Raw genomic sequence first — 13,780 nt, 5'->3', positions numbered from 1 at the left:
GTCAAGTGGTGAGACGATTCAGTAACTGTTCTTGCCGCTGCCGGGCGTGTTGGCGCAGCTTCCGCCAGCCGAAAAATCCGGCCCCACCCAAAATCAGATTGACGCCGGCCGCGATCAACCCGGACCAGAGCCAATCGATGGGTTTCGCCGTTGGTTGCGGTGCTTTATCCGCCTCGGTCGAATGGGTTTGAAACTGGCTCGGTTCCAGCTCGATCGGCCGGAGGTGGACTTGAAGCGGATTGCCTTCGCGATCCCGGGCCTGGATGTGGAAATTGACGGTCAGCCGGCGCTTGGCTTCCGGTGCGGATAGGGGAAGTTCCCAGAAGGCTTCGTTTCCGGAGCTGAACGGCATCTCACGGGGCGGGTCGGAGGCGGAAGCGATCAAGGCCGCGGCCTCGAAAGTGGCCGGATCGATGCGTTCGGGGTCGGGGGTTAGACGGACGATCAAGGGTTCCCCCGCGGCTCGGGGAGGGATGACCTCGGTGGCGACGGGAAGCGCGAGCACCTCGATCCGTTGCTTCCGGACGCGCTGAAAAGTCTTGCCGTCCACCGTCACCTCAAAAGTGTAGATACCGGGTTTCTCCAGCTTCGTGGCGGCGCTGAACACTCCGGCTTCTTCCGGGGCCGGTATCAGGGTTTTTTGCACTTCCTCGGGCCCTTTTTGCAGAAGCTGAAACTTGACCAAGCCCAGGAAGTGTTCTCGCGTGATGCGCCGGTCGTGCTCGGTCAACTCGGCGCGGACGGCGAGCGTTTCACCCGCCGCCAGATGATTGGGCAAGGCAGCGGTTTTCAGTTGCAGGTCGGTGACGATCATGACCTGATTGTCCGGGTCCAGTCGGGCGGCCAGTTGCCAGGGGCCGGGCATGGGCTGGTCGACGGTGATCAAGTCGAAGCCGTCTTCTGGGTGCCAATGCACGGTGTCCGGATGGTCGGCGGCGCTCCAACGGGTGGCGTCGGGCCGGATCAATTCGGTGGCCGGGCTTTCCGGTCGCCGAAAAACCAGGAGGGAAAATTCGCGCACGTTGGCGTCGACGGTGAAGCGGTTGTCTCGTAAAGGCAGGCCTTCGCGGGGGGTGGCTTTCTGCACGATTTTGAGAAAGGCGCGCTGCAATTGTTCGGCCGAGCGGGCGGTCTCGTTCCAGCCGTCGGTGGCGATGGCCAATTGCCGCATCAGGTGATGATCGGCCTGATCCGAGAGGGCGATGGTGTAGATCCGGGCGCCGAGCGCCTGCAGGCGGGGGATGAGCTGTCGCTCGATTCGATTTCGGGAGGCGGAATCGAGCGCCGGATCGGGTGCAACGTCCAACATGCCGTCGGTCAAGAGGATGATATGGCGATCCTCGCCGGGGGCTTCCCAGTCGGCGATGACGGTTTGGAGGGCCTTTTCAATGTCGGTGTAGCGGCCGCGGGAATGAATGCGTTGAGCGGCCTCGCCGGCCGCATTCTTCCATTGTCGATCCACCGGTGCCAGGGAAATCAAATTTTCCGGGGTCTCGGAAAACAGCCAAACGCCTGCGCGGGTGGCGGGCGGCAGCAATTCCAATAGCAATTTGAGCGCCGGAATACGCAGGCCGTGAGGATCGTTTTGGCGCATGCTCCCGGATACGTCGATGAGAACGCGTAGATCGCTTTCCCCGGCATGGGCGGCAACGGTCAATACAAACAGACCCAGACACAAAATTCGCACGAATGCTCCATCCTTCCGAGATTATGCTAGAAGGATAGACCAAATCGTCATCCCTTCCGGACATCAGGTGTTTTCCTGCATCGCTTGAATGAACGCGTCCGCCTCCTGAATGGAGCGCTCCATTTCCCGAATCAGGGCCGCCACGTCGTCTTCGATGGCCTTCAGTTCGGTCTGCAGGGAAGCGATGGCGCGGGCGTTGAGGTTGTGTTTGAGGAACAAGACCTGATCTTGAAAGACGCTGAGCACGGGATCGATTTTCGCCTCGGCGCGTTTCATCGCGGTGATCAGGCGTTGATAGCGGCGTTGGGTTTCTTGCAGCTGTCGCGCGCTTTGGCGACGCAAAGAGGGATTGCTGTATTGGGAAAGCTCCGCTTCCCATTCTTCGAACAGTGCCTCGGCCACGTTTTCGATGTCGGCAATGCGCTTGCCGACCGCCTCGGCTTTGGCTGCGCTCCCTTCATAGGCGTCATTGAGTTCTTCATACTTGTCCTGGAGGTCTCCGCCGTCGAATTGGGTCAGCGCGGTAAACCGTTCCAGCGCCGATTGGAATTGTTCCTTGGCTTCGGACTGTTCCTCCCGGGCTTTATTGATTCGGTGAACGAGAATATCCCGTTTGTGAAAGCCGACTTCCTCCATCGCTCCGTAATAGACGCTTGAACAGGCGCCCAAGGAGAGAGCCAGGCCAATGAGAAATATTAAATGACGCATGATGAAGTTCCTGATGATGTGTGCTGCTTGGTGGTACGGTAACTTGAGTCAGAAAAATACCTGATCGGGCGATTTTCGCCAACAGATTTGCAATAAAGCAGTTTAATAGTATCGGGCGGATTCCACCCGATTGCGCCCTTTTCCCTTGGCGTGGTAAAGAGCGTCGTCGGCTAGGCGGAGCAGTTGTTCCAGATCAGCGGCGGGGGGGAAAGTCCCCACGCCGATACTGACGGTGACCGGGCGTTTCAACGTCAATTCCGCGGGTTGATGCTCGGCGAGTTGACCGCGGATGCGTTCGGCCAATTTCCGGGTATCGGCAAGATCGGTGTTGGGAACGATGGCGAGAAACTCCTCCCCGCCCCAGCGGCATAATACATCGGACGCGCGCAACGCCTTTTGCATGATACGGGCGGCATGTTGGAGCACTTCGTCGCCGGCGGTATGGCCGAGCGTGTCGTTGATGTCCTTGAAGTGATCGAGATCCAGGACCATGATCCCCAGCGGTTGGGCATGGCGACGGGCGGTGGTCAATTCTTGCTGCAACCGCCGCTGAGCGTAACGGCGATTCGGCAGGCCGGTCAATAGATCGGTATTGGCGAGCTGTTCCAATTTGCGGTTGGCGAGGGCCAGTTCTTTGGCTTTGTGTTCCAGCTCGGTGCGTTCTTTGGCAAGCTCGGACTGCAACATGGCGATCCGTTGGCCGGCGCTAATGCGCGCCAAGAGTACTTTGATATTGATGGGTTTGGTCACATAATCGTCGATGCCCGCCTCGAAGGCCCGCACCAAATCGTCCTCGTTTTCATGGGCGGTGAGCAAGATGAGATAAAGATGCGGCCCCCGGGAAGACCGACGCAAATTACGGCATAGGGTGAGACCGTCCACAGGTTGCATGGACCAGTCGGCAACCACCAATTGGGGCGGATTTTGGAGAATCATTTTGAACGCCTCCCGGGCGTCTCGGTAGATACGTACCCGATGGTCGGCTTTTTGGAGTTCCTTGGACAATTCAGCCAAGAGCACGGGATCGTTATCCACCAGCGCAATATCCAATCCCGGCATGGATGGGAGTAGGGGCGACCGGCCGGTCGCCCCTACTTGCTCCTGGGAGGGTAATTCCGGCGGCAGGTCGGTGCGCACTTCGATTACTTTTCCCCACGAATGCCAAGCGGCTTCGATCTCTTCCAGAAAACCCGTCAGGCTGTCCGGATCCAATTCATGACAGCTCGCGTGCCGTTCGAGGTTCGGCAGGTGATCTTCGCGTGTCTCTGTTAGGCACCAGGCGGCGATGGACCGGGCGAAGGCGATTTGGCGAGCCAGGGTTTGGATCCGGGGGTCGGGGGCGGAAGCAAGGTCCTTGGAGAGGGCTAAGGCATCGCGGAAGATTTTGGGCAGCCCCCAATCCGCCAAGAGCAGCAAGGTGAGCTTTTCTTGGTCGATGGCGAAATGTTTACGTTCCAGCGCCAGGAGGGGAAAGGATTTTTCCGAGTCAAATTCCTTGCCTCCAGCCTGTTCAAGGCATCGAGCGTATTCCTCCGGCCAGGCGGCTGCGAGAGCCAGTTGCCCGATCTCGGCCAAGAGGCCTAGGGTAAAGGTTTCTTCCGGCGCGATGATGCGGCGGCGGACGGCCAAAGCGCTCAATGCCACCGCCATCGCCAGAGAGCCGGCCCAGAAGCGATCGTAATTGAAACTCAGGCAAGCGCCGCTATGGTATTTACCCACCAATGATAACCCCAATACCAGATTGCGCACACCGGTCATGCCGATTCGGACCCCCGCCTCCTGGATCGCGACGATGGGTCTTCGGTGAGCAATCAAGGAGGAGTTGGCGAATTTGAGCAGGCGGCTGCTGAGTGCTGGATCGGCTTGGATGAGGCGCGTCAGGTCGTCCAAGGTGGTGTCTTCCCGGCTTGTCAATTCCAGCACTTTCAAGGCAATTCCCGAAGGGGAAGGAAGACGGTCGGTCGCCTTCAACTCGTCGAAGTTAAACTTATTCAGCATGAATGAGGTCTGTGGTCACTCCTAACGCTGCTTGGGAGTCGAAGCGCTCTCTTCGGCGCTTCCTCGTTATCAACAGGGACTACTGGCGATCTTTTTTTGGGTAATCGCTCATTATAGAGTTTAGCCAAAATTTGGCAGGGGGCGGGTGGGCGTAGCGCTTTGGTTTTAACCAAAGCGCCCGGTGATGTAATCTTCGGTCAGGGGATGTTTCGGGTTGGTGAAAATACTGGCGGTCGGGCCGATTTCGACCAACCGGCCCAGATGGAAATAAGCGGTGCGGTGGGACACCCGGGCGGCTTGCTGCATGGCATGGGTGACGATGACGATGGAGTACTGGGTGCGCAGTTCGTCGATGAGCTGCTCGATGGTGGCGGTGGCGATGGGATCGAGGGCCGAGCAGGGTTCGTCCATGAGCAGCACCTCGGGACCCACAGCGATGGCGCGAGCGATGCACAGGCGCTGTTGCTGGCCCCCGGAAAGACCGGTCCCGGCTTGGTCGAGACGGTCCTTGACCTCTTTCCACAGGCCGGCTTTCCTGAGGGAGGTTTCCACGATTTCATCGAGTTCGGTGCGGTTGCGTGCCAGGCCGTGGATGCGCGGACCGTAGGCGACGTTATCGTAAATGGATTTGGGGAAGGGGTTGGGTTTTTGGAATACCATCCCCACCCGCGCGCGCAGAATCACCGGATCCAGGTTGCTGCGGTAAATGTCGTGGTCTTCCAGCTTGATTTCTCCTTTCACCCGGCACCCTTCGATGGTGTCGTTCATTCGGTTGAGGCAACGGAGAAAGGTGGATTTGCCGCAGCCGGAAGGGCCGATCAAGGCGATCACTTCCTGGCGGCCGATGTCCAGGGCGATGTCGTGAACGGCTTGTTTTTCGCCGTAGAACACGCTGACGTTGCGGCAGGTCATCCGGGGGTCGGAGACGGTGTAGTCGCCGAGAGTGACGTTGGGCAATTCCTCCAGATGGCTGCGGGAAGTATCTTCCGGTACGGTTTGTCGAGCCGAAGTGGCCGAAGGATATTGAGTGGCCAGAGGCGTATCGCTGATGTTTGGCATAGTCGCTGTTCAGATTGATTGCTGGTTACCAGCGGCGTTCAAAACGCCGCCTGAGAATAATGGCCAGAGCGTTCATGATCAACATGAACAAGAGCAGCACGAGAATGGCGGCCGCGGCGCGTTCCACGAATCCCCGCTCGGCGCTGTCGGCCCAAAGATAAATCTGCACCGGTAGGGCGGTGGCCGGATCGGTGAGCCCCTGGGGAATATCCACGATAAAGGCCACCATGCCGATCATCAGCAGCGGCGCGGTTTCCCCCAGGGCTTGGGCGATGCCGATGATGGCGCCGGTGAGCATTCCCGGCAAGGCGAGGGGCAATACGTGGTCGGTGACCATTTGCATTTTGGAAGCGCCGACCCCCAGCGCGGCCTCGCGAATCCAAGGCGGAACCGCTTTCAAAGCGGCCCGGCTGGCGATAATGATGGTGGGCAGGGTCATCAGGGTCAGGACCAAGCCGCCCACCAACGGTGTCGAGCGGGGGAGGCCGAAGAAGTTCAAGTAGACCGCCAGACCCAGAAGGCCGAAGACGATCGAAGGGACCGCCGCCAGGTTGTTGATGTTGACCTCGATCAGATCGACCCAAAAATTTTTCTTGGGGGCGAATTCTTCCAGATAGACGGCGGCGGCAACCCCCAGAGGAAAGGACAGCGCCAGGGTCAGGCCGATCGCATAGATCGAGCCCATCAGGGCTCCCAGAATGCCGGCCAACTCCGGCTCCCGAGAATCCCCCGAGGTAAAGAAAACCCAGTTGAAGCGTTTCTCCAAACGGTCCTCGGCCGCCAATTGTTCGATCCAACCGGTTTGCGCATCCTTTAGGCGACCTTGTTGGGATGGCCCGTTCTGCTCGAAATAACCCTTCATGTACATGTCCACATCGCTGTGAGCGATGAGCCAGACCGTCCGCGTGGTGCCGATGAGGTGTGAATCGGCCAATACCATCTTGCGCAGTTGATTGGGTGCGCCGACGCTTAACAATCGATAAAGCGATCTTTTGGATCGTCGGCCGGTTACCTCCGGGAACTTGTCTTGCAGGGCGCGTCTGATCAGGGCGCTATAGTCCGCGCCGCGCAGGGAATCCAGGTCCAAGCGTCCATCGGGCGCGATGACTTGAGGATCGAAATGAATATCCAGTGCGATATAGGTTTGCTGGAAGGCGCGGTAGCCCAAAAGGAGGATGCTGGACAAAAGAACCGTCAGCAACACCAGACCGGTGGCCACCGCCAGGATGCCGTAGATTTTCAGACGGGTTTCCCGGGCGCGGCGCCGTCCCAGGGTACGGGCGAGGCGGTCGGCGGGGGAGGAGGATGGCTGATTATTCATATTCTTCCCGATATTTGCGAACCACGTGGAGCGCCAGAACGTTAAGGCTCAGGGTGATCAGGAAAAGCACCAGGCCGAGGGCGAATGCGGCCAGGGTTTTGGGCGAGTCGAATTCCTGATCGCCGACCAATAGGCCCACGATTTGTACGGTGATGGTGGTGACCGACTCCAGGGGGTTGAGGGTCAGATTGGCGCTGAGTCCCGCAGCCATGACCACGATCATGGTTTCGCCGATGGCGCGCGATACCGCCAGCAGGACCCCCCCCACGATGCCCGGCAGGGCGGCTGGAATGACCACTTGGGTGATGGCTTCGGCGCGGGTCGCCCCCAGGGCGTAGGCGCCGTCGCGCAAATTCTGCGGAACCGCGTGGATCACGTCGTCGGACAGGGAGGAAACGAACGGAATGATCATGATGCCCATGACCAATCCGGCGCCCAGGGCGCTTTCGAATGAAATCTCCAATGCCACGGTCTCTCCCAAGCCGTGCAGGAAAGGGGCGACCACGAGGGCGGCGAAAAAACCGTAAACCACCGTGGGCACGCCGGCCAGGACCTCCAGCAGGGGTTTGGTCGCCGCGCGTACTTTGCGATGCGCGAATTCGGCCAGGTAGATGGCGGCCAGTAGTCCCAAGGGAACCGCCACCAGCATGGCGATGGCGGAGATCAGAAGGGTGCCGGCGAGCAGGGGAATGAAACCGAAAGCGCCGGAAGAACCCACTTGGCCGGGACGAATGGCGATCTGGGGACTCCAGTGAAGCCCGAATAGAAAATCGGGGAGCGGAACCTGCTTGAAGAAGCGCAGCGATTCGAACAGGACCGACAAGACAATGCCGATGGTGGTGAGAATCGCCAGGACGGAGCTTAAAATGAGAAAGAATCGGAGGATTTTTTCCACCTGATTGCGGGCCCATAGATCCGGCCGGATTCGGTTCCTGGCCCAAATCGCCCCCGCGATGGCGGCGACTAGGGTCAATGCCGTCAGACACCCGCCGCTGATGGCTTGTAGGTTGCGGTAATGTTCGGCTGCGGCTTGAACGGTGGGATCTCGCGGGGGAATCACGCCGGCAAGCGCGTTACGCACTTGATTGAAAAACAGGTTTAGCCGCTCTTCGGGTAGCTCGCGGACTTCTTCCGGAAGGGCGGCGATCACCAGTTGGGTGATGACTTTATCGTCCAGGGCGAGCCATAAGATCAGAATGAGAAGTGCCGGCAACGCGCACCACAGCACGGCGAAATAGCCGTAATAACGGGGTAGGGAGTGTAGCTTGCGGGGGTGGCCGCCGCTGACCGCAAGCGCGCGTCTGATACCGATATAATAGGCGCAAGCGCTTAAGCCTAAGAGAATCAGAATTAATGTATCGGGCTGCATGATGATTTGAGTTTCCAAAAACCACGGGCGGGCACCTTGCCGTGCCCGCCCGCCATTTTACTTGATTTTTACTGCGATCCGGTTATAAGGATTGCAGTGGAATCAATTCCCGGGCAACCCGACGATATTTTTCCCGTTCCTGCCGGGGCATTGGAATCAAACCTTTATAGGACAGATAACCTTCATCTCCCCAGGCTTTTTCGCTGGTGTATTCATCGAGAAATTGGCTAATGCCCGGAATGACGCCGACGTGCGCTTTTTTGACGTAGATGAAAAGGGGGCGCGAAATCGGGTAGGCGCCTTCGGCGATATTTTCGAAGGTGGGGGCCACCTTTTCGATGGACGCTCCGTTAATCAGGTCGATGTTTTGATCCAGGAAACTGAAGCCGAAGATCCCCAGTGAGCTGGGATCGGCCTCCAACTTGCGTACGATCAGGGTGTCGTTTTCGCCCGCCTGAACGTAGGCCCCATCTTCACGAATGGTATGACAGATTGTCTTGAAGCGATGCTTGTCTTGATCTTTGATGGCCTTGATCCAATCGAAGCGTTTGCACCCCCCTTCCATGGCCAGTTCCACGAAAGCATCCCGGGTGCCCGAGGTGGGCGGAGGACCGTAGACCTTGATGGCCAGATCGGGCAGGGAGGGATCGATATCGCGCCACTTTTGGTACGGATTGGCAATCAGCTTTTCTCCTCCTTGCGGGTCGGGGACTTGTTTGGCCAAGGCCAACCAGACTTGACGCAGAGTCAGTTCCCAGGACGGCGATTTGCGCGAGTGGGCCATGACGATACCGTCGTAGCCGATTTTGATCTCGAGAACATCTTTGACGCCGTTTTTCCGGCAAGTGTCCAATTCGGATTGCTTGATCCGTCGGGAGGCGTTTTCGATGTCCGGGTGTTGGGTGCCAACGCCTTCGCAGAACAGCTTCATTCCGCCGCCGGTGCCGGTGGATTCGATCTTCGGCGTGGGAAATTGGGTCGCCCGGCCAAAGTGCTCGGCGACGGTAGTGGTGAAGGGATAGACGGTGGAGGAGCCCACGGCGTAGATGTAGTCGCGGCCGGCGGCCTGAATGTTGAAAGTCAGGGTCGCAAGGGCGGCGGCGACAGTAAATTGCTGGACTCGATGTCTCAGTAAGCGAAATTTCACAGTTTTCCCTCAATCGGTGATTGATAACTGAACAAATCTATCAGGGGCATGTTACGCCCATATGAAAACCGTAAGGCCCAAAGCATTACGGATTGGAAACCGGAGGTTTCAGGGAACGGTCGATCACGCGTTCCCGCTGGAATGTCAGAACCGCCGAGGTTCTCAGGGCGCCCAGTACCAGCAGCATGGCGCTCAAAGACAGCATCAACTCGATGGTCAGTTGCTGTTTAAACAGACCGATCATCACGTCGCGAAGCACCGAAATGATGGCGGCATCGGCGATGAAGGTCAAACGCAAGCGCTGCAGGTGGAAATACTCCGCCAAGGAGCGCGACAGTTCGATCACCACGAACAGGGACAAAACGTCGGTGATGATGTCCATGTAGCTGCTGGTGACGTCCGCGCTTTGCAGCAGTGGCCAGAGATGGAGGAACATTTTTCCCGTTCCCAGCAGGATGGCCAAGGACAAGATCGCCAGCATCAAGGCGAAGATGACGTCGGTGAAACGGAAGAAGAATCGCAGGGCGAGTTGACTCATCGGGTTCATGAGGCCAGCGCCTTGTCCACGATTTCGAACAGATCCTTGGATAATTCCGGTGTTTTATACAGGCGTTCCAGCTCGCCGCGCATCGTTGCCTGCCGGGCTTCATCGTAGCGCCGCCACGCAGTAAGGGGCTGGGCCAGGCGGGCAGCCACCTGGGGGTTGATCCGATCCAATTCGAGGAGAGACTCGGCGAGTACGCGGTAACCGCCGCCGTCGCGGGCGTGAAAATGGGTCGGGTTGCGGCGTGTGAATGCGCCCAAGACCGAGCGCACTCGGTTGGGATTGGCAAGATCGAATTCGGGACGGGCCAGCAGCGACTCGATTCGAGCCAAAGCACCGGGCAGCGGCGAGGTGGCTTGAACGGCGAACCATTTGTCGATGACCAACGGTTCATCGCGCCACTGATAGCGGAACGCCTCCAGGCATTCCGCCTGTTGCGGGTGCGAGGTATGGGCGATGATCCGGAGGGCGGCGAGCTGGTCGGTCATGTTGCCCGCCTGGCGGAATTGGCTCAACGCCAAAGCGTGGGAAACGTCTTCCTCCAGGCAGGCGAGGTATTCCAGGCAAACGTTCTTCAGTCGCCGCCGGCCGATGGCCCCGGCCGAAACGTCCTGTGCCTCTTCGGGGCGGTGATGATCGCGGTAAGCGGCAAGGAGATCGTCCTTGAGGCGTTCGGCCAGGGTCCGCCGGGCGTGTTCCCGGACCTGGTGAATGCCGTCCACGTCGATCACCGGCACCTGCTCGGCGAGATAATCCTCGTCCGGCAGCCTCATTAGTTGCGCGCTCAGCGATAAATCCTCCCCGGGCGCTTCCAGTATGGCTCGGAAACCTTCGATCAGCCGGGCATCGAGCTCGGGAGCGCCCTCGTCGAGTTGTTCGAGCAGGAGAGTCGAGGCCAGGATTTGACCGGCGTCCCAGCGGTTGAAGGCGTCCGAGTCGTGCTGCCAGAGGAAGTGCCATTCGTCCAGGGGCCGGTCGATGCTCAGTTTGACCGGCGCCGAGTATCCTCTGAAGGCCGAGAGAACGGGCGCATGGGGGAGATCGACGAAAGTGAAGCTTTGTTCGCTTTGGGTGAATTTCAGGATCCGGGAGGTGCCGTCCGCTTCGGCTTCCCCCTGCAATTGCAGCGGTAGCTCCCGGCCGTTTGGGTCGAGCAGTCCCACCTCGATGGGAATGAACAACGGCTCCTTGCGGGGCTGTCCCGGGGTGGGGGGGCAGGATTGCCGGCAGGTCAGGGTGAAGGTACGACGGTCGGGGTCGTAAACGGTGCCGATTTCGACCCGGGGCGTGCCGGCCTGGGTGTACCAACGCATGAATTGGGACAAATCCATGCCGCTCGCCTCGGCCAGGGTTTCGACGAAATCCTCGCAGGTGATGGCGCGGCCGTCGTAGCGCTCGAAGTAGCGGTCCATCCCGCGGCGGAAATCCTGTTCTCCCAGCAGGGTATGGAGCATCCGGACCACTTCGGCGCCTTTTTCGTACACCGTCATGGTATAGAAATTGTTGATCTCGAGATAGGTGTCGGGGCGGACCGGATGGGCCAGCGGGCCTTCGTCTTCCGGAAACTGGCGGGTGCGGAGCAGATTCACGTCTTCGATCCGACGCACGGCGGGAGAGCCCTCGTCGGCGCTGAATTGCTGCTCGCGCAGCACCGTCAATCCTTCCTTGAGGCTGAGCTGGAACCAGTCCCTCAGGGTGATTCGATTGCCGGTCCAGTTGTGAAAGTATTCGTGGCCGATGACCGCGAGGATGTTTTCGTAATCGGCGTCGGTGGCGGTTTCCGGTTTGGCCAGGACGTACTGGGTGTTGAACAGGTTCAATCCCTTGTTTTCCATCGCGCCCATATTGAAGTGGCCCACCGCCACGATCATGTAACGGTCCAGATCGTATTCGCGCTCGTATCTGACTTCGTCCCAGCGCATCGCCCGCTTGAGGGAGTCCAAGGCGTGATCGCATTTGTCCAGGTCGTGGGATTCCACGTAGAGCTCCAGCAGCACCTCGCGCCCCGAATGGGTCGTGAAGGTGTCCGTCCGCTTGGCCAGCCGGCCTGCCACCAGGGCGAACAAATAGGAAGGCTTGGGGAACGGGTCTTCCCATACCGCGGCGTGGCGGTCGTCGGGCAAATCTTGTTGCGCTACCCGGTTGCCGCCCGCCAGCAAAACCGGATAACGCGTTTTATCGGCGCGCAAGGTTACCCGGAAGCGCGCCATCACGTCGGGTCGGTCGGGGAAATAGGTGATGCGGCGGAAGCCTTCCGCCTCGCATTGGGTGCAGAGCATTTCCTTGGAGACGTATAGGCCTTCCAAGCGGGTGTTTCGGTCGGGACGAATTCGCACCCGGGTCTCCAACGTGAACCGATCGGGAACGGCGGGGATGATCAATCGATCGTCCTCGATCCGGTAGCGTTCCGGCGCGAGGGTTTGACCATCCAAAACGATGTTTTCCAGCTCCAGGTCCTCCCCGTTTAGAATCAGGGGATCGGGGCTGTCGGAGGCGGGGTTGCGGCGCACATCCAGTTTCGCCTCGACCCGTGTGATTTCGGGATCGAGATCGAAGGTCAGGTCGATCCGATCCACCCAATAGGCGGGTGGTTGATAATCCTCTAGGCGAATGGGCTCGGGGGTGCCTTCACGCATGGGGGATTCTCCAAAGATGCAATGCGAACAAAATCCAAGCGGCAATCAACGCCAGGCCGCCGAAGGGGGTAATCATCCCCAATGATTGGATATCGGTCAACGCCAGTAAATACAGGGTGCCGCTGAACAGTCCGATGCCGGCCAGCATCAATCGGGCGCTCCAATCTTTGAGCGGGGAGGCGCCGGGGTGGCAGCCGATCAGCCCCAATCCCAGCGCGTGCCACATTTGATAATCGACCGCGGTGTGCCAGACCGAGAGCATTTCGCCGCTCAAACTCGCCTTCAGGGCGTGAGCGCCGAAGGCGCCCATTACCACGGCCAATCCGGCTAGAACGGCGGCATAGAACAGATTTTTACGCATGATCGGTAACGCCTTCTCATCATCCGGGAATGACTCAAGTGGGTTCCTTCTCCCTCTCTGGCGAGGAAGTCGCAACAATATGGGTCCCTTCTCCCTCGAGGAGGGAGAAGGTTAGGAAGAGGGTGGATCTAATTGAAATGAAAGACATTTTTTGATTTAAACCACCCTCACCCCGACCCTCTCCCGCCAGCGGGAGAGCGAGATCGAGTTTTGAAAAAGATTCTTAACGCTGGCGCGCACTTTACAAGTGTCATCATTGGTTCAAAACCCCAAGGGAGAAACGCCGAACAGTCTGGCGTGGGCATGAAGCAGTCCGCCGTAGACCACCAGCGCCACGCCGATCCGCCACCAACTCAATTCGCGCCAATCGAACTTTTGCCGTCCCTGGACGATGGCTTGGAAGGGGAGATTGGAGGTTTTTTCCATGTAGTGCTGCCAGCTTTCGCCGTATTCCCGGAGGCGTTTGCGATCGATGTCGAAGGTGCCTTTGACAGTCAGGACCAGGAAGGAGCCGAAGAAGACCAATGCCGCCCAATCGCCGTTCGCCAACAGATGGAGCAGAGCCCATAGGGCGATGCCCCACATGAGCGGGTGACGGGTGATGCGCAATGGGCCGATGCCGCCGTTTTCCCTGTCGAGAAGATTTTCCTGCCCCATCATGGCCGGGTTTTTGGTGGTCAGGGCGACGACCACCAAGTAGAAGGCGACGGGCATCAGCCCCACCGCCAGATAGCGGAACACCGCCGGCTGCCCCCACAAGGGCAGATAAGGCGCCCCCCGCCAGGCATAGACGAGCCAGATCAGTCCCAGCGAGGCTGCGATCGCAAAGGCGATGCGGTACGGTTTTTCCCCGTAGGATTCTATGAGCCTAAAGCGCAGCCCGGTGCCGGAAACCCCCAGGTGGATGCCTAGAAAAAAAGCGGCGGCGAGAATCAATTGCAGCATGGTTT

11 protein-coding genes are annotated in these 13,780 nt (G+C 59.1%); all 11 read right to left on the bottom strand.

Annotation, left to right across the window (positions count from 1 at the left end):
- Nucleotide 1: 1 nt before the first annotated feature.
- The 11 genes from H035_RS19600 to H035_RS0112545 all read right to left on the bottom strand — a co-directional run bounded on the left by H035_RS19600 (nt 2) and on the right by H035_RS0112545 (nt 13,775).
- Nucleotides 2-1,687, bottom strand: coding sequence for a VWA domain-containing protein (locus tag H035_RS19600; protein ID WP_022949332.1), 1,686 nt, complete (start codon nt 1,685-1,687; stop codon nt 2-4).
- Nucleotides 1,688-1,750: 63 nt separating this feature from the next.
- Nucleotides 1,751-2,395, bottom strand: coding sequence for a DUF2959 domain-containing protein (locus tag H035_RS0112590; RefSeq protein ID WP_022949331.1), 645 nt, complete (start codon nt 2,393-2,395; stop codon nt 1,751-1,753).
- Between the two features lie 102 nt (nt 2,396-2,497).
- Nucleotides 2,498-4,393 (bottom strand): diguanylate cyclase, encoded by a 1,896-nt coding sequence (locus H035_RS0112585; protein WP_022949330.1) that lies wholly within the window; start codon nt 4,391-4,393, stop codon nt 2,498-2,500.
- A 165-nt stretch (nt 4,394-4,558) separates the two neighbouring features.
- A complete protein-coding gene (gene pstB / locus H035_RS0112580; RefSeq protein ID WP_235044638.1) occupies nt 4,559-5,305 on the bottom strand; it encodes a phosphate ABC transporter ATP-binding protein PstB in 747 nt (248 codons plus the stop codon).
- A 172-nt stretch (nt 5,306-5,477) separates the two neighbouring features.
- Nucleotides 5,478-6,773, bottom strand: coding sequence for a phosphate ABC transporter permease PstA (pstA, locus tag H035_RS0112575; RefSeq protein WP_022949328.1), 1,296 nt, complete (start codon nt 6,771-6,773; stop codon nt 5,478-5,480).
- Nucleotides 6,766-8,142, bottom strand: a complete 1,377-nt coding sequence (pstC, locus tag H035_RS0112570; RefSeq protein ID WP_022949327.1) for a phosphate ABC transporter permease subunit PstC — start codon at nt 8,140-8,142, stop codon at nt 6,766-6,768. The genes pstA and pstC overlap by 8 nt, the downstream gene beginning before the upstream one ends.
- An 82-nt stretch (nt 8,143-8,224) precedes the next feature.
- Entirely contained in the window at nt 8,225-9,289 is a 1,065-nt protein-coding gene (locus tag H035_RS0112565; protein WP_022949326.1) for a PstS family phosphate ABC transporter substrate-binding protein, read from the bottom strand.
- Nucleotides 9,290-9,374: 85 nt separating this feature from the next.
- Nucleotides 9,375-9,836 carry a phosphate-starvation-inducible PsiE family protein gene (locus H035_RS0112560; protein ID WP_022949325.1) on the bottom strand — a complete coding sequence of 154 codons (462 nt, stop codon included), beginning with the start codon at nt 9,834-9,836 and terminating at the stop codon, nt 9,375-9,377.
- Nucleotides 9,833-12,469, bottom strand: coding sequence for an aminopeptidase N (pepN, locus tag H035_RS0112555; protein WP_022949324.1), 2,637 nt, complete (start codon nt 12,467-12,469; stop codon nt 9,833-9,835). The genes H035_RS0112560 and pepN overlap by 4 nt, the downstream gene beginning before the upstream one ends.
- On the bottom strand, nt 12,462-12,830 hold the full coding sequence (locus tag H035_RS0112550) for a DUF423 domain-containing protein (RefSeq protein ID WP_022949323.1): 369 nt from the start codon (nt 12,828-12,830) through the stop codon (nt 12,462-12,464). The genes pepN and H035_RS0112550 overlap by 8 nt, the downstream gene beginning before the upstream one ends.
- A 261-nt stretch (nt 12,831-13,091) precedes the next feature.
- Nucleotides 13,092-13,775: an NnrU family protein gene (locus tag H035_RS0112545; RefSeq protein WP_022949322.1), complete on the bottom strand. Its 684-nt coding sequence runs from the start codon at nt 13,773-13,775 to the stop codon at nt 13,092-13,094.
- Nucleotides 13,776-13,780 lie beyond the last annotated feature (5 nt).

The organism is Methylohalobius crimeensis 10Ki (assembly GCF_000421465.1).
GTDB lineage: Bacteria > Pseudomonadota > Gammaproteobacteria > Methylococcales > Methylothermaceae > Methylohalobius > Methylohalobius crimeensis.
Note: the sequence above shows the minus strand (reverse complement) of the source record. Positions and strands in the feature narration are given on the sequence as shown.

What these genes read in the sequence shown, in the direction of transcription:
- H035_RS0112590 (WP_022949331.1), bottom strand. Translation starts at nt 2,395, where the DNA reads ATGCGTCATTTAATATTTCTCATTGGCCTGGCTCTCTCCTTGGGCGCC.
- pepN (WP_022949324.1), bottom strand. Translation starts at nt 12,469, where the DNA reads ATGCGTGAAGGCACCCCCGAGCCCATTCGCCTAGAGGATTATCAACCA.
- pstA (WP_022949328.1), bottom strand. Translation starts at nt 6,773, where the DNA reads ATGAATAATCAGCCATCCTCCTCCCCCGCCGACCGCCTCGCCCGTACC.
- H035_RS0112550 (WP_022949323.1), bottom strand. Translation starts at nt 12,830, where the DNA reads ATGCGTAAAAATCTGTTCTATGCCGCCGTTCTAGCCGGATTGGCCGTG.
- H035_RS0112545 (WP_022949322.1), bottom strand. Translation starts at nt 13,775, where the DNA reads ATGCTGCAATTGATTCTCGCCGCCGCTTTTTTTCTAGGCATCCACCTG.
- H035_RS0112585 (WP_022949330.1), bottom strand. Translation starts at nt 4,393, where the DNA reads ATGCTGAATAAGTTTAACTTCGACGAGTTGAAGGCGACCGACCGTCTT.
- pstB (WP_235044638.1), bottom strand. Translation starts at nt 5,305, where the DNA reads ATGACCTGCCGCAACGTCAGCGTGTTCTACGGCGAAAAACAAGCCGTT.
- H035_RS0112560 (WP_022949325.1), bottom strand. Translation starts at nt 9,836, where the DNA reads ATGAACCCGATGAGTCAACTCGCCCTGCGATTCTTCTTCCGTTTCACC.
- pstC (WP_022949327.1), bottom strand. Translation starts at nt 8,142, where the DNA reads ATGCAGCCCGATACATTAATTCTGATTCTCTTAGGCTTAAGCGCTTGC.